This window comes from Sphingomonas flavescens, assembly GCF_030866745.1.
Taxonomy (GTDB): Bacteria; Pseudomonadota; Alphaproteobacteria; order Sphingomonadales; family Sphingomonadaceae; genus Sphingomicrobium; species Sphingomicrobium flavescens.
The window spans coordinates 143,988-159,980 of the sequence record NZ_CP133016.1 but is presented as its reverse complement, the minus strand read 5'-3'; the positions used below and the strand labels follow the sequence as shown (position 1 = coordinate 159,980).

At 60.4% G+C, this 15,993-nt stretch carries 10 protein-coding genes; 3 read left to right on the top strand and 7 right to left on the bottom strand.

Annotation, left to right across the window (positions count from 1 at the left end; genetic code table 11):
- Positions 1-102: 102 nt before the first annotated feature.
- Genes QU596_RS00870 through QU596_RS00855 form a run of 4 tightly spaced genes read right to left on the bottom strand, consistent with a single transcriptional unit; the run spans position 103 to position 3,912 of the window.
- Positions 103-1,077, bottom strand: coding sequence for a GHMP family kinase ATP-binding protein (locus QU596_RS00870; RefSeq protein ID WP_308516431.1), 975 nt, complete (start codon positions 1,075-1,077; stop codon positions 103-105).
- Positions 1,074-2,372, bottom strand: a complete 1,299-nt coding sequence (locus tag QU596_RS00865) for an HAD-IIIA family hydrolase (protein WP_308516429.1) — start codon at positions 2,370-2,372, stop codon at positions 1,074-1,076. The genes QU596_RS00870 and QU596_RS00865 overlap by 4 nt, the downstream gene beginning before the upstream one ends.
- Complete coding sequence (locus QU596_RS00860) at positions 2,369-3,310, bottom strand: NAD-dependent epimerase/dehydratase family protein (RefSeq protein WP_308516428.1); 942 nt, start codon at positions 3,308-3,310, stop codon at positions 2,369-2,371. Before QU596_RS00860 ends, QU596_RS00865 begins: the two co-directional genes overlap by 4 nt.
- Positions 3,307-3,912 (bottom strand): SIS domain-containing protein, encoded by a 606-nt coding sequence (locus QU596_RS00855; protein ID WP_308516427.1) that lies wholly within the window; start codon positions 3,910-3,912, stop codon positions 3,307-3,309. The genes QU596_RS00860 and QU596_RS00855 overlap by 4 nt, the downstream gene beginning before the upstream one ends.
- A 439-nt stretch (positions 3,913-4,351) precedes the next feature.
- On the opposite strand from QU596_RS00855, the gene QU596_RS00850 reads away from it, so the two are divergent.
- Complete coding sequence (locus tag QU596_RS00850; protein ID WP_308516425.1) at positions 4,352-5,131, top strand: outer membrane protein; 780 nt, start codon at positions 4,352-4,354, stop codon at positions 5,129-5,131.
- A 92-nt stretch (positions 5,132-5,223) separates the two neighbouring features.
- On the opposite strand, the gene QU596_RS00845 is transcribed toward QU596_RS00850, so the two are convergent.
- Positions 5,224-8,250, bottom strand: coding sequence for a glycosyltransferase (locus QU596_RS00845; RefSeq protein WP_308516424.1), 3,027 nt, complete (start codon positions 8,248-8,250; stop codon positions 5,224-5,226).
- Positions 8,251-8,398: 148 nt separating this feature from the next.
- On the opposite strand from QU596_RS00845, the gene QU596_RS00840 reads away from it, so the two are divergent.
- Together QU596_RS00840 and asnB are read left to right on the top strand one after the other, a co-directional pair.
- The gene (locus tag QU596_RS00840) at positions 8,399-9,088 is read left to right on the top strand and encodes an O-methyltransferase (RefSeq protein ID WP_308516423.1); all 690 of its coding nucleotides are present in this window, start codon (positions 8,399-8,401) and stop codon (positions 9,086-9,088) included.
- A 76-nt stretch (positions 9,089-9,164) separates the two neighbouring features.
- Positions 9,165-13,166, top strand: a complete 4,002-nt coding sequence (gene asnB, locus QU596_RS00835; protein WP_308516422.1) for an asparagine synthase (glutamine-hydrolyzing) — start codon at positions 9,165-9,167, stop codon at positions 13,164-13,166.
- Here asnB and QU596_RS00830 read toward each other — a convergent pair.
- Together QU596_RS00830 and QU596_RS00825 are read right to left on the bottom strand one after the other, a co-directional pair.
- Positions 13,133-15,112, bottom strand: coding sequence for a class I SAM-dependent methyltransferase (locus QU596_RS00830; protein ID WP_308516421.1), 1,980 nt, complete (start codon positions 15,110-15,112; stop codon positions 13,133-13,135). The genes asnB and QU596_RS00830 overlap by 34 nt on opposite strands.
- Before the next feature lie 82 nt (positions 15,113-15,194).
- A complete protein-coding gene (locus QU596_RS00825) occupies positions 15,195-15,977 on the bottom strand; it encodes a class I SAM-dependent methyltransferase (RefSeq protein WP_308516420.1) in 783 nt (260 codons plus the stop codon).
- Positions 15,978-15,993: the final 16 nt, after the last annotated feature.

The following is a 15,993-nucleotide window of genomic DNA, read 5'->3' as shown; positions in this document are numbered from 1 at the left end:
TTTTGAACTTCCCAATTGCCTTGCGGAGAGGCTTCATCATTCTGGCCATAACAGTCGGTTGCTCTGGCCGCTTAACCGTTCCCGAATCCGACAACAAAGTCATCAATCGCTGTATATGATCGAGGAGCCGGAAGTATCGAGCTGGACCAAGTGCAATTGATAGTCCGATAAGGCGTCGATCACTTCATTCCTCGTGTCCCCCGGGGCATAGACGAGGAGGAAGCCGGACCCACCCGCCCCCAAAAGTTTGCCCCCGGTCGCACCGGCCGCAAGCGCCTTTTCGTAAGCACGCTCGACGACCTCGTTGGAAACGCCGGCGGATAGCGCTTTCTTCCGAAGCCAACCGTCGTGAAGGTAAAGGCCAAGATTATCGACGTCCGCGGCAAGGTCTCCGCGCAGCCGATGCGCCTGCTCGACCATGGCCTGCAGGTTCGCCGTTACGTGTGGGTCCTCGACAATGTTCCTGGACTGAACGGCGAGCAGGTTGCTCGCCGATCGGGTCCCGCCGAGATAGAACAGCAGGAGCCGTTGCTCCATTTGGTGCCGTTGTTCTGCGGTCAACGGCACACTTTCATGCGATACCGTGCCGTCTGTGTGGAATTCCAGGAAGTTCACACCCCCAAGGGCGCAACCATATTGATCCTGCTTGCCGATAGGCTCCCCCAGCTTTTCAATTTCGATTTCGCAGGCGAGTTCCGCGAGCTTCGCGCGAGACACAAACTCTCCGCGATAAGCGTAGCAAAGGTTCAGCAGACCGACCGTGAACGCGCTAGACGAGCCCATCCCAGTCCCCGCCGGGACGTCCGCACTTGAATTGAAATCGACTCGATCGATCTGGAGGTCGTGAAACACCTGACGAATGATGCGGTGCTGTATCTCGTCAGTGGTGCGGGGCTTTTCGATTTCCGAATATTTGAGAATGCACCCACGGTTCTCGAAATATTCGTGCATCGAGAGATAAACATATTTCTTGATCGACATGCTCAGCACGGCACCCGCGTGCTGGCGCGTGAAGGCGGGTAGATCCGATCCGCCGCCGACGAAACTTACTCGTAGCGGTGTGCGCGAAATGATCATGCGGATTGTCCGAGCACGATTTCGACCGCTTCACCAATGTCCCGGCAGATGGCATCCGGTTGGATGTCGAAACGATCGCGGTCGTCGCCCGCGTGACCCGTTCTGACCAATATAGTCATGGTTCCCGCCGACTGCCCCGCTGCCACGTCGCAATAGCGATCGCCGATCAGCCACGAGCGGCCAAGATCGATGTTATGAGTTTCTGCAGCCTGTCTCAGTAGGCCGTCACGCGGCTTGCGGCAGTCGCATTCGATTTTGAGATCGGGCACCTCACCTTCCCAGCCACGTTCGGGATGATGCGGACAAGCGAAGATGTCGTCGATGTAGGCACCGTCTTCCTGCGCGAGCTGGCGGTCGATTTCAGCATTGACGTCGCGAAGGTTTTTCCAGTCCATCAAGCCTTTGGCAATGTCCGGCTGATTGGTCACACAGATGACCGGCATGCCGGCTTTATTGGCAGCGCCTATCGCTGCGGCCGCCCCAGCAATCAGCTTAATATCTCGCCCGGAATGGGCGCCGTTCACCTCTTCATTGATCACGCCATCGCGGTCCAGAAACAATACCGGCTTCGGTTTGCGAAGAGACAAATGGTCCAGCCGGCCCTCACGCAGATGCCGGGTCGCCTTGGCGAGGCGATCCGGCGTGCCGATGTCCTTCACATATTCGACGCTCCGATAGGCAAAGAGCGGTTCCGCGTCGGCAATGCGCGGAAGGATTTCCCGGCCCCAGTCCGACGGACGGTCCTGCGGAACGAATTCGAGAGCTTTCGGAAATAGGACATAGAGCGCCGCACTGACGAGATTGGCATAAGCCCGACCTTCCGGATGCGGCTTCGGGTGAACCGCTAGGATCCGACCGTTCTCATCGACCTCGAGCAAGTCGCTGTCGAAGGGGTGATCATTTGGATGCGCGAACAGGGTTCCCGCCCCACCCCGCGCCAAGGCGAAGTCGGCGAATGCCCTCAAGTCAACGTCCATGAGCAGGTCGCCGTAAACCACCATGAATGGCTCCGACAGCTTGGCCCGTATCGCGTTGAAGGCACCCGCCGTGCCAAGTGGCGTGTCCTCTCTGACGTATTCGATGGAGGCGCCGAACCGGCCGCCGTTGCCGAAATAATTTTCGATGACGTCGCCCAGATAGCCAGTCAGAAGGATGATCTCCGTCATCCCGGAATGGACCACCCCACGAATGATGCGTTCGAGGGCTGGCGTTCCCTCGATGTCCACCATCGCCTTCGGAACACCGCTCAGTCCCAGGCGAGTGCCCTTGCCACCCGCCAAGATCACCGCTTTCATTCGGGTTCGTTCCACACCGCGCGGGCGGCTGCCCTTACGGCTTCGTCGGAGGACATGGTCGGCGCCCAGCCAAGAGCTTCGATCTTCGAGATATCGTAAGCGAATTTCGGCACATCGCCGATCCAGCCGCGGTCGCCTCCGGTGTACGAGATCTTGGCCTCGCTGGGTCCTTCCTCCACGACCATCCGCGCGATATCGCGAACCTTAGTCCGGGTTCGCGCGCCGACGTTGTAGACGTTGGCCTGATCGTCCGTCCTGCTCCAAACGAGCAGGATGGCCGCAACCAGATCATGGACGCTGAGGTATGGTTTTTCCTGCGAGCCGTCACCGAGCACGGTGAGTTCTTCGGGGTTGGCGCGCAATCGCTTGATGAAATCGTATACGGCGCCATGGGTCGCGCGAGGACCGACGACGTTCGGAAAGCGCGTGATCCAGCTCTGGATCCCATAATTCTCACCGAACGAACTGATGAAGGCCTCGGAAGCCAATTTTGCCGCACCATAATGCGAGATTGGCAATAACGGCCCGAAATTCTCGCCAATCTCTCCTGCTGCCTCGCCATAGACCGCAGATGTCGACGCAAATACTAGGCGTCGCGTCTCACTGCTCCGCATTGCATCGAGCACCGCGTAAGTCGTCCGGAACGTCCGATCGAGATCGACGGAAGGATCGGCGTGCGACCGCGCGATGTCCGAATTCGCTGCCATGTGAAAAATGCAATCGAACTTTCCGTCCCGCACGAACGGTCCGAACCAGTCTCCGTCAAGAACATCGCCACGATGGAATGTGAATTCCGCCGTGTCGCGTAATTGGGTTAGATTGCGTTCCCGACCCAGCGAGAGATCGTCCACCGCCACAACTTGATGACCATGCGCGATCAGCTGATCGCAAAGATGGCTGCCGATGAAGCCGGCGCCGCCCGTGACGAGAAGTTTCACGAGCGGGCGTCCGTGGCGCCGAAGTCGCGTTCGCAGGCGATGAATTGCGCGACGATGTGCATGACCGCCTGATGCGCGTCTTCGATCAGGCCGTAATTCTCGACGCTGACGTGGACAGAGCAGTCGGCCTCTTCCGCGAGCCTGCCGCCGGAGAAACCGGACAAGCCCGCGACGAACATTCCGATCTCTTTCGCCTTGCGCACGGCATTGAGGATGTTCGGACTGTTCCCGGAGGACGAGATCGCGATCAGGACGTCGCCTGCCTTTCCGAAGAAGCCCAGCTGCGTATCGAAGACACGCTCGTATCCATAATCATTGGCAATTGCAGAGAAGACCGAACTGTTGGCGGTCAGGGATCGCGACGGGATGGTCGGATGGCCTTCTGCATTCGTGCCCTTGGTCCAATCGCAACACAGATGTTCCGCGATCGCCGCGGATCCACCGTTGCCGACGGCAAAAATATGCCGCCCAGCGGCCGCAGCCTCCTGGACTTTCCGGCACAGCGTCTCGACAGCATCGTCGGCAATTCCGCCGATGGCCGCGCTCAACGCCGCCGCATAATCTCGCTTGTAATTGGCGACCGATGACCAATCCAATGTCACGTTGCGACGCCTCGGGTCGGCTTCTGGAGTCTGCACCTGATTATCCATGTGTCTGAGATGGGAGAATTTTCGGTGGGGTTAGTCGCCTTGCAGTGAACAGGTCAACGGACCAACACCCCCAATTGCGCATGGGGAGCAGAACCAAGACCTGTTGCATCAAGGCAACATAGTTCGTCATTTTCCCGATGGCCTTGGAACTTGACCGCCCTCGTTTGCGTCTCCACTTCGCTCACGCATTGCGGTTGGTTGCAGAACGGAGCGAGGGGACGCTTTACGAAAGTGCGGCGCTTTGACAGTTTCGCTTTTGCAATAAACGTGATGCTGCTAATGAAGTCGAAGGTCGTTTCCTAAATCAATTTGAAGGCTCGCATTGAAGACAGATTAAGTTCTCATTTACTTCTTAACAACAAAAGACAGTTCAGTAGAAAGGGGTTACAACATGAAGCTATTGCATACTGGCGTAGTTTCGGCGCTTGCAGTTGTGCTTGGCGTCACGGCTACTCAGGCTGATGCACAGTCTCTCCGCGGTTTCCGCGCCGAGGGTCAGGTTGGCATCACGAGCTTCCACTCGGAAGGCAATCACAAGTCGAAGATCGGCTGGGGCGCGGCGGCTGGTGTCGACGCTTACCTGGCGGATTCGTTCGTCCTCGGCGTCGAGGGTTCGTACTGGGACGCGCGTCCTGAGAACCACGGCATCGACGGTGCGGGCTACGTCAACCACAAGATGTTCCAGGAGTGGGGCCTTGGTCTCCGCGCTGGCGTCATGGTGACGCCGTCGACGCTGGTCTATGGTAAGGTTGCTTACGTTCGCGATGAGCAGCGTAAGGAATTCCTCCCGGCGGTTCCGGGTGGCGGCTATGCCGGCGCCGGTCGTCCGGGTTACTACTACGACCACTATCACGCGACGGGTATTCAGTGGGGTGGCGGCATCGAGCAGCTCTTCACGAACAACCTCTACGTGAAGGCTGAAGGCCGTTACTCGGACTACAAGCGTCACACGCATGCCCTCACCGGCCTGATCGGCGTTGGTCTGCTGTTCGGTTCGACCCCGGTTGAAGCGGCTCCGCCGCCGCCGCCGCCGCCGCCGCCGCCTCCGCCGCCCCCGGCGACGCAGACGTGCCCGGACGGGTCGGTGATCGACGCGACGGCAACCTGCCCGCCGCCGCCGCCGCCGCCTCCCCCGCCGCCGCCTCCGGCGCAGCGTGGTGAACGCGGCTAAGCGTCAGCTAAGCTAGCAAGATTGGGGCGGGCCTTCGGGTCCGCCCCTTTTTTATTGGAACCGCGGCAAAGCGATCCCGCCCCGGCCAGAAATCAGCGGCTGATCGACTCTCCGAGCGCGTCCTCGATCAATTGTGTCCAGGCCGACAGGTATCGATCATGATTGAACACATCCATTGCCTTTCGGCGGGCAGCCTCACCTAGCTTGCGAGCTTCCGCCGGCCGCTTGAATAGGTGATTGAGCCAATCGGCCAACTCCGCCGGCTCATCCGAATAGAAGCCGTCCTTCCCGGGCTCGATGAAACGCTGAACGTCATGGTTGGCAAGGCACACCGGAATGACACCGGTCATCATCGCCTCACCGCGCGAGCGAGGCATGGGCGACCGGAGAGTGGTGTTGAGATACGCCGTGAATTGGCGAATTCTGTCCACGTAGGATCTGAAATGCCGGACCGCGAAAGCGTTTGTATCCCGGGGATCGATCGCCGCTCCGACATGGGCCGCGGTCTCGATCTTGATCGCGGGGTCGAGCATCGCTTCGATCTCGGCATGTTCCCACGCGCCGCGATAGTGAGGACGGTGGCGGTCCTGGCCTAGCGCGAGGATGCCTCGTTCCTGGGTGCCCGCCGGAAACTCTTGCGGATCAAAGCCGTGCCAGATCACGCGCGAGTCTTGAAACTCCCATTCGGCCAGGGCCTGCCAGGAATTGCAGACGACTTTGACATTGGCGTCGGCCAGATGGCGGACCATTCGCAACCGCTCGTCTTCGTGGATGTCGAACGTTGCCATCTGCCTGGCGTCCAAAGCGTATTGCCCGCGGAACTGCGGCGTTCCGTGACAGATCGCTGCTTTGGGTAGCGATGTCTCCAGCAACCAGTCGAACGCCTCTCCCCATGAGCTTGGGATCACGTTGTTGCAGAGGTTGGGTGCAAGCAGGTTTTCGTCGAAATGCAGGATCGCGAGATCATAATCTCGCGGATCGATGTGCCGGGCAGGTACCATTCGGACGTTCGGGCGGAACGGTCGTTGATCGTAACTCCACGCATTGATCATCCCGTTCTCGCCGATGTGCGTGGCGAGCGTGAAATCATGGGGCAGTTTGTACAGTTCGTACTGGTGCGGCACGTGCCAGCGATAGGTTAGGATCCGGAGACGCCGTGCGCCCGGGCGATACGACTGAATTAGCTTGCGGTCCGCCTCGAGGATCTTCTCGAAGCGCTTGGCCAAGGCCTTTTGAGGCTCACCGGCGTCAACGTCCTTGCCCGCCCAGCGCTGAAGCTTGTCGTAGGTGTCCACCGACCAGCGCCGGGCCGCCAGCTCCATGGCCGGGTGCTTGGCAAACATCCGCTCAAAGTTCCGGAACGACCCCTTGATCTTGCCTTCCTCGTTGGTCGACGCATCGTGCGTTGCGTGCACGGAGAAGGCGAGTTCGGTGAAGCGGATCACCGAAGCCTTGGCGTAGAGCCGGTAACCCATCTCCACGTCTTCCCAGCCGAAGCCTGAACCGGGCTTCGCCGAATAGCCGAAGTCGACGTCAAAGAGCGGCTCGCGCTCAACGACCCTGCGCTTGGCCGAGAAGTTGCGGGTGATGCAATTGACGAAGCCATCCGGCTGCACCGGATCCTGTGCCGACGCCTCCGCAGCAATGCGCTCCGGCTCAGCCTCCAGGATCCGCACCAGTTCTTCCGGATCCCGTTGCCAGCTCTCGATGTTCAAGGGACCAACCACTGCATCCACATCGTCGCGAGCGTGCTCGAAGACATGCGCAGAGACGAAGTCGCGATTGATCAGGCAGTCGCAGTCGATGACGATGTAGATGTCGGCCTCGACGGACGCGAGGCCGACCAGGCGCGACGCACAGTTGCCGAGATTATCCGCGTTTTCGACAACCTCGACAGTTCGATTGGCTACGCCTTTTTTGGCCAGTTCCTTGGACAGCTTCATCGCGCGCTTGGCGTCGTCCTGGGGCGAACGGTCATTGACCAGAACGAGCGCGATCTCGCCGGGGTAGGACTGGCTCACGACGTGTTCCACGAAGCGCTCAATGATGTCCGACTTGTTATACAGAACAGATACGATCGCGACGCGCGGCGTCCGGCCATGGCGCGCGAGCCGCATCAAGTTGTCCAGCGCAGCCGGAGTGCCGATTTGGACGCTTTCGCTCAGGTCTTCGCTCGGACGATCGTTGTGAACCAGGCGCACATCGTCAGGACGAAGAGTAAATTGGCAGCGCCGCGCATCCGCGGTGCGTCGGCTGAGTTGATCCTTAAGTCCGTCTGCATAGGCGAAATTTGCGCGAGCCCCCCTGAATGCGAACGACCCGCCATCCACGAAAAGCGTGCAGATTCCTCGCCGAAACAGCTCGAATACCAATCCGTCGTAGCTTCGCTGTCCGGCATCGTCGGTCGGGTGAACGTCGCAAAAGGCCACCACGTCTGCAGCGGCCAGACGGTCCCAAAGCCGCGCCGTATCGCGAGCGGGATCGAAATTGAGAACTTGAAAGGTCTGATTGGGAAAGGCTTGATCAAGCTGCGCCAGCGTCTGGTTCGCCTGCCAATATGCAGTGTCGAAAACAGCGTAGCAGTTGAGCTTGGTCGAGGGACCGGCGCTCTCAACCCCGTAATCGAAGACCCGCCGCTCTCGGAAATGATTGATCTTTCGCGGCAGTTGGTAACGGCCCGCGACCACTTCGCGGCACCAGACTCCAAAGCAATCATCGGCGGTTGCGCCAACCGAGCTGAGCCGTACCCAATATTTCTTTCCGATTTCGAACTGCAGGACCCGAAGATCGAGACACTTGTGAAGCGCATTGTCGAAAATCTGGTCCGCCGACGAATGGTGTCGCAACAGCAGCGCCCCGTCTGAATCGAGCAGGTCGCAGGTTAGCGTCACGCTATTCTTTCGCGCGAAGGTGGCGAGATTGATGTGCAGCGAACTTAACGCTTCGGCCGGCGCGACGATCTCGAACACGATCTCACGCTCGTCGGTCAACGCAAGCGCACGAAGATCAGAATTGCCCATGAATTCGGGAGCGACAGACCAATTGGCAGAGTCGTCATGCCAATCTACTCGAAATTCCGGCAGCCGGTCCGCCGGCTGCCGCTGTAAAACTGATGTCACGAAATCTCCCCACGCCCGGGCTGCTTTGACCGATCGGCTGATCGCGGTTTCACACAACTTCACCGATAATAGTCAAGCCATGCAATTGTTTGCGTCCATTTGATACCGCGGAGATTGACAGTGAGGGCCGTCACCGTACGGGCAGGCAATGGACGAAAAGCAGGGCATCGACCCCAATCGCGGATGGGAGGTTCTTCCTGTCTTTGACGGCAACCGGCAATTGACCGAGGCCCTGCAGGCCATGATGTCGAGTGACGAGGCACCGGGCCACTCTGACGTCGGCATTCAAAATCTCCTCTATTCCGAGATCCTGAACAATCGCCCGCGACGGGTTCTGGAGATCGGCACCCACATTGGCACCGCATCCGTGATCATGGGATCGGCGTTGATGCGCAACGGCTATGGGAAGTTGCTCACGCTCGAGCCACAAGCGCATTACCAGGACATCGCGGCCAAGAACGTCGAGGCCGCCGGCGTATCGTCCTGTGTCGAAATCCTGCCTTTCTTTTCATACCAGCAGGAATGCCAGGATCGCCTAGAGGAGGAAGCACCCTTCGACCTGATCTTCATCGACGGCGCTCACGATTACGAATCGGCCCGACACGATATCGAACTTTGTTACGACCTACTCAGAACAAACGGGCTTATGATCCTGCACGATGTGGGCAAGCGATCACCACTCATGGACCCAGGCGGCAACGGCGGTGTCCGACGCGCGTTACACGATTTTTCCGAAGCCAGGCCCGAAGCTCGCGTCATTTTTCGCGAATATCCGATCTGGCTGAACGAGTGCGGTGCGGCCCTGGTGACCAAGCAGGTACTGAACCCGTTGCCGTGACCGTTCCCGGCTTGAAGCTATGCCGGTCAGCCCCTTCGGGTTATCAACGTCCAGACCTTAATTCGGAGCTCTCTTAATGTGCGGCATTGCCGGCATCTATCGACCGCTCAAAGCCTCGACATCGACCGAGGAAATGCGTCGCGCGGTCGAAGCCATGGAGGCCTCGCTGGTCCATCGCGGACCCGATGCGAGCGGCTTGTGGGTCGACCCGGACGGTCGCTGCGTCCTCGGCCATCGCCGGCTGAGCATCATCGATACCTCGGATGCGGGGCGACAGCCGATGGCGACCGCCGATGGCCGTTTCGTGCTCTCCTACAATGGTGAGCTCTACAATTTTCTTCAGATCAAGGCTGATCTGGAAGCCGCGGGACATCAATTTCGTGGCCGCACGGACACCGAAGTCGTTCTCCAGGCCTTCGTGGCATGGGGCACCGATGCCTTCGCCCGCTTCGATGGCATGTTTGCGCTTGCCATCATGGACACGCATTCCGGTGAACTCGTGCTCGCCCGCGACGCTTTTGGCGAGAAACCGCTCTACTATTCGCAGCTAGGCAACGGCACCTATGCCTTTGCTTCGGAACTTCAGGCCATCGAACTCGCGCCGACGGTGGATCTGACCGTCAGCGTCGACGCAATGGCGGAGATGCTCAGCTTCCAGTACGTGGGCGCCCCGCGGAGCATTTACACTTCGACCAAGAAGCTCAGACCCGGGCATTGGCTGCGCATCGAGGCTTCCGGGCGCGTGCAGATTGGCCGATTCTTCACATTCCGCCCAGGTTCGACCGGCTACAGCGACCGGCCGCTCAAAGATCTTGCCGATGAGCTGGAAGAAATCCTGGTTTCCAGCATTCAGCGGCGCCTGATCGCAGACGTTCCCGTCGGAGCATTCCTGTCCGGCGGTGTCGATTCATCGACCGTATGTGCGCTAATTCGCCGACGGCTCAACCGGCCGTTGATGACCTTCTCGATTGGCTTCGAGGGCGCTTCGGAAAGCGAGCACCTGATCGCACGGAAGTTCGGCAGCCATCTTGGCACCAGCCACTACGATCAGATCCTGAGCCCCAACGCAGCGGAATTTCTGTTGGACTTCGGGGCGAAGGTCGATGAGCCAAACGGCGATAGCTCATGCCTGCCGACTTACTTGCTGTCGGAGTTTGCGCGTCAGCATGTGACCGTTTCAATCTCGGGCGACGGCGGCGACGAGATGTTCGGTGGTTACGGCCGCTACATGCATACGCTCGATCAGCAGCGGCGATACGAGGAAGGGGAGGCACCCGGCTGGAAACCGGGAAGCGCATATTACGGGTCGTCGATCCTCGTCGGGTCGGAACCGCTGATCCAGGAACTCTTCGGGTTTGTCCCGCAGGGTTTTGCGGACCACGTCGGCCTGCTCCGCACCGATCTTGATGAAGGCCGGGACGCGCTGTTGGAAACGATGCGTCAGACGGACGTCGAGAATTACATGCCGGGCGCCGTGCTGCCCAAGGTCGACAGGATGAGCATGCAACATTCGCTTGAGGTCCGGACGCCGTTCCTCAACGTGGAGTTGGCGCGCTTTGCCGAGCGGATGCCCGAACGCGACCTCGTACAAGGCGGACGCGGCAAATTGGTCCTGAAGGAGATCGCCTACCGCTACCTCCCGCGCGAACTGGTTGATCTGCCCAAGCAGGGTTTTGCGCTCCCGATGTCGGACTGGGCCAAGGATAGCCTGCTCGACATCTCATCGCGGTTGCTGGAGCAGGACGATAGCCGCCTGCGACAGGCATTCGGTTCTGCCGGTATTGCCCGCTTCATGGCCAGGCAGCGCTCGCCGGGCAACTTCTCTCCCTACCAAGTCTGGGGCGTGGTCGCGCTGGAGTCCTGGCTACGCCATCATCCCGCCCAATTGCCCGAATTCAACGAGGGTGCGGGAACGCTCGCGCAGGGCACCGCGCACAACCGCACCGATGACCTCGTTGCAGCTCAAGTCGGCGACAAGGTTTTCATCGTCGCGGACGGCAGCTCGGGGCCCGATGAGGATCAGTTCGCAAATCTGCCGCGAGAGATCGAAGCCCGGGCGTTCCAGCTCCTGTCCGAAGCCGCACCCGTGCCGGACGGAGCTTCGACCACCGTGCACCTCCCCGCTTGGGAGTCCAGTGACGCGCCAGACAGGTCGGTGGATCTAAAGGGCGCAACGCTGTTAGCGACCGGCCGAGAGCCTGCGCTGCGCCTAGATTACCGCGCAATTGAGAAGCTGCGTGCGCAGGGCGTATCGAAAGTCATCGTTCGCAATCCATACGTGAATGGTGAACTCCTCGAAGTTTCCATGCGTCAGCGGATCTCATCCGCAGACCACCTTCAATTGTTCCGGCAAAGGTGCGCGCTGCTGTCGACGTCCCGCGCGGCACGTGTGTTCGGGGCGCGCCCCCTTCGAAAGGAAAAGGGCCTGGCCCGCCAATCGCAGGTGCTTCGCGCGCTCCCTGCCTTCCCGGACATCGAATTCGCGACCGATTTCGCGGTTTTTGAGGGCGGACGGCAATTGCCGCCCCTGCCATTGTCCCACGAGATCATCGCTAGCGAAGGCGGCGGGCGATACTCGATCTTCGACCAGCGTCTGACCGTCTCCGCCACGGAGCCGGGCCGCGAGGGCAAGCCCATTTGGGTAGTCCCGATCAACGCCGAGAACCGGGACAAGCTGTCGACGGTCGTCTCTCGCTGGTCGGAACGGTCACTCTCGGCGGACCAGGGTTCGGCCATCGACGAACTCGTTCAGCGACCTTCCGACTTCGAGCCGGTCCGCGCCGGGGATCCGATCGTCATCTGCACTCATTCGCTACCCCCCGGCGGTGCCGAGCGTCAGTGGGTCTATCTCGCGCAGGCGCTCAAGGCCGCCGGCTACGATGTGACCTTCGTCACGTTTCGGAAACTGGAAGGCGCCCGGCGCCACTATCTCCAAATGTTGCAGGACAGCGGCATTCGCCATGTCGATGCGTCGGCGGTGTCCGCTATCGAGAGCCTCCGAGCCTGGCCGAAGAGCGACCTTGGCCGACGCCTTACCAAGACGAACCTCGTTCCGGACCGTGAAGCCGTGGCACGGCTCGTCGCCGTTTTTACCAGGATTGCGCCCAAGGCGGTCATCAGCCAGTTGGACGATCCCAACATCCTGGCCGGCCTTGCCGCGGAGATCGCTGGCGTCTCTCGCCAGATCATGTCTTTCCGCAACTACAACCCGACCAATTTCCCCTACATTTCCAACGATTGGTACCGCCCGGCGTACCAGGCGTTGAGCAAGTCCCCCCGGGTTCTGCTGTCCGGAAATCATGCCGGCGCAAACGAAGATTATGCCGAGTGGATCGGAATCGATCCCCGACGCGTGGCGCACATTCCAAACGCCGTCGATTCCGACGTGTTCGTGAAAGCCGCGCCGGAGGAAATTTCCGCCCTTCGCCGGTCCTTCGGCCTGCCCACCAAGGCACAGGTCATCCTGGGCGTTGCGCGCCTATCCGCCGAGAAAGATCCTTCCACCTGGATCGACGTCGCGGGGCGGGTCCTTCGTGCAAATCCGGATGCCCACGCCTTTCTGGTCGGCGTTGGACCACTCAAGTCGCGCCTGGAAGACAAGATTGCCGCGCTCGGCATGTCCGACCGCATCCTCCTGCTTGGAGCACGCACCGACGTGCACCTCCTTATGAGCATGGCCGACATATTCCTGCTGACATCCCGCTTCGAAGGGATGCCGAACGTCGTGATGGAAGCCGGCAGCATCGGCATTCCCGTCGTAGCGACGGCCGCCGGGGGGTCGGTCGAGCTAATCGAGGATGGCAGGACCGGCTTCGTCCATCCCATCGGAGATGTCGACGGTCTTGCCGCATCGTGCCTCGAACTTCTGTCGGACCCGGCTCGGGCTTCCGCGATGGGTGGCGAGGCACGCATCCTGATGCAAACCGAGTTCAACAAGACGAAGCTCGGCGAACGCTACATCGCGCTGCTGAACTCCCCAGTTCGGGATCGCGGGTCGCAGTCTCGCGACCCCGAACAGAGCTACGCCGCTCCGGAAATCCTCGATCAGGAGGTGCGGGTGGCGACTAAAACGCGATAATCTCGGCCATTTTCATTGGGGTCGGACCCGTCCGACGAAGAGAAATACAGCGATCCCTCCCAGTGGGAATAACGGCCCCGGCCAATCTGGTCGATTTCGTCGTGAACAGCGTGGGGCTTGGGCAGCGGATGGCCATCCTCGAACATGAACAGCGGTGATCGCCGGTCGTCGCCGGGTCGATCGGACAAAGAAGCGTACTCAGGCAGTCCGATCTCAAACATTTGACCGCGCGCACGGCCAAACGGGGCTTTCAATTCGAAAAAGTGTCCCGCCATCAACGAGTAATCCGCCGCGGCGACCACGTCCTCACTTGCATCGGGCGCCGCGATGATTACCGAGCCGTCGGCATTCGGGACGATCGGCCCAACCAACATACCGTCACGCAACAGAAGCAGCGTGCCCTCCTCCGCCGCCGGCGGAGAAGTCATGATCTTCCCTCGCCAACCTTCACCATCGAGTTCGAATGGCCCGACGACCGGGATCGCGTAACCAGGCTCGGCCGTCTTGTGAACGCCCAGCTGGGCCGGAGGAAGCAACAGGGTATAGTCGCGACCGTTCGCGTTCGGATCGCTGCCATCGAGCGACGAGAACAGAACCGCCGTACCCCAGTGAGAGAACCGTCCCTCGCCAAACCTCGCGATCTCGTCATGCGTCGCGTGCGGCATCGGCAATTGCTTGCCGTCCTCGAACAGATGGACGGGCGAGCCATTGATGTCCTGCTCGTTGTCCGACAAATCGGCGAGCTCTGAGACCACGACTTCGTACATCTTGCCCCTGGCGTGCCGATAAGGCCCCGGGAACGGCTGCTCCCTGGCCTCCAACACGACAAGGTCTCGGGGGTCGGTTTCCAGGATCGCCTTATCCACCTCGAGGATTTGCACGCGGTCGGGTCCGGCGACACGCGCCTTGCCGATGATCTGATCATCCTTCAGCACGAATAACCGGGAGCCGAAGGCAGGCTTTTCGAGTCCGTTGAGCGGGGCAAATACTCCCTCGGGAAGTTGTTCGAGCGGACCACTGAGACGGCGACCGAAACGCCGGGCCATCGAAGCGCTGCGCGGCAAGCGGCTCTCGACCTGCACGCCAGCCTCTGCCACGCGTTTGAACACGAACTCATTACATCCGTAGCCGCTGCTTCGATCGACGAGATGCACAAGCTGGAAACCATCGCGCGCGTAGAAATCAACGATCGGCTCAACGCGAACGCGTTCGTAAGGATACCCGCCGATCCAGTCGATCCAGTCGTGCCAGCGGCTCATTCCTCTTGTGCTGATCTGGTCGTATTCGGTCCAGGTTCGGAGCCAATCACCGACGCTTCCGCGCCGGAGCTGGCGCACAAGCTCGCGACCCTCTTCTCGCGAAATGATCGCGCACGCATAAGCGAAGGCCAAGGGGGCCGGCAGCGCGTTGTAACGCTGTTTGATCCGGGCCCACCGGTCGGTCGCCTCGCCTTGGTCATTGTAAAGCGAGATGAAAAGCGTTCCGCCCACCTTCACAGCGGGCTCGACCAGCGCCAGAGCACGCCACATGTCACCGGTGTGGTGCAATACGCCCCACGAATAGACGATATCGAAAGTCCCGAGCTTCCGCAGGTAATCGGCGTCCAGCGCCGAGCCCCGCTCAACGCGCCAGTTCGGGTCCCCAGGAAAATAGCGCTCCCTTAGCGACTCGGTGCATCGAACCGAATCGGGATCGAAGTCGAAGGAGGTGACCGTCGCACCCAGCCGCCTCGCCGTCAGACTGAAAAGGCCGCTGCCGCTTCCGATGTCGAGGAAGGTGAGGCCGTCGAGCCGTTCAGTGTTCAGAGCTTCCTTTAGCGACTTCTCCGCGAGGCGGATGCGCGGAACTGTGAGGTGCCCGAGGAAATCGCTCCAGTTCTTCCCGAATCGGAAGCGCTGCCCTTGCCTGACTTCATTCGCATGCAGGTCCGCGTTTGCAGAAGCCATTGCGCCTCTCGATGCTGGGGCCGACGCCGGTCGACGCGGCCCTCTGGGATTTCTGGACTGCGGATCGACAGCTTCCTCTTGATCAGGCCGTCTGTCGTCCCTCGTAGAAGCCGTAGAGCATGTAGTGCTCGACCGGGTCAATGTTTGCGGCGGCGATATCGGGGTGCAGTTCAAGGTACCGGTCTGCCGAGAAATTGCGGGGCAACGCGGGCTGCCGGGTTACCAGAACGACATCGAACTCGCTGGGTGTCTTGACCCGGCCGGCATTATAGCCTCGCCAGGTCCCAAAAGTGAGACTCACAGGTCGTAGCCCCTCGTCCGCGAGCGAGGTGAAGAGCCTCCGCGAATCGACCGGCATTGTGTCCGACGTTAGATTATCCGTCGGGGCGAAGCTCAGACGTAGCCGCGTGCCCAGGATCACCTGACCCATCGGCGCCAAAACGTCCGAAAAAAGGCGCAGCGCCCGGTCTGCCGCATCAGGTGAGAACGATGCGAAGCTCCGCAGGGAAACGATGATGTCGAAATGTTTTGAGTAGGTCGCTGCAAATTCTTCAACCGATGGACCCAGCGCGGTGCCTGAACGAGACGGAACCTCCGCGATAGCGGGCGAAAAGAGTTCGAATTCGACATTCAGCCCAGTCGGGCGCGCCGCTTCCCGATCGCTATCGATTGAATGCTCGTCAGCACACGTCCCGACGACCAGCTGCACATGGGGCGCTAGTCCCGCTGCAAGTCCCAGCGAATGATTCTCGTAGACCAGCACACGGTCGTTCTTCCGAAACTCGATCAGGTTCGAAACGATCCGCGTCGCTTCGTGGTCGATCTCAAGGCGGTTCACTGGCGCCTCGGCAGGTTCATCCAACACTCGATGGTCTCCGCTG

Coding starts and splice junctions, on each gene's coding strand:
- QU596_RS00830 (WP_308516421.1), bottom strand. CDS start 15,112: ATGGCTTCTGCAAACGCGGACCTGCATGCGAATGAAGTCAGGCAAGGG.
- QU596_RS00865 (WP_308516429.1), bottom strand. CDS start 2,372: ATGAAAGCGGTGATCTTGGCGGGTGGCAAGGGCACTCGCCTGGGACTG.
- QU596_RS00840 (WP_308516423.1), top strand. CDS start 8,399: ATGGACGAAAAGCAGGGCATCGACCCCAATCGCGGATGGGAGGTTCTT.
- asnB (WP_308516422.1), top strand. CDS start 9,165: ATGTGCGGCATTGCCGGCATCTATCGACCGCTCAAAGCCTCGACATCG.
- QU596_RS00850 (WP_308516425.1), top strand. CDS start 4,352: ATGAAGCTATTGCATACTGGCGTAGTTTCGGCGCTTGCAGTTGTGCTT.
- QU596_RS00870 (WP_308516431.1), bottom strand. CDS start 1,077: ATGATCATTTCGCGCACACCGCTACGAGTAAGTTTCGTCGGCGGCGGA.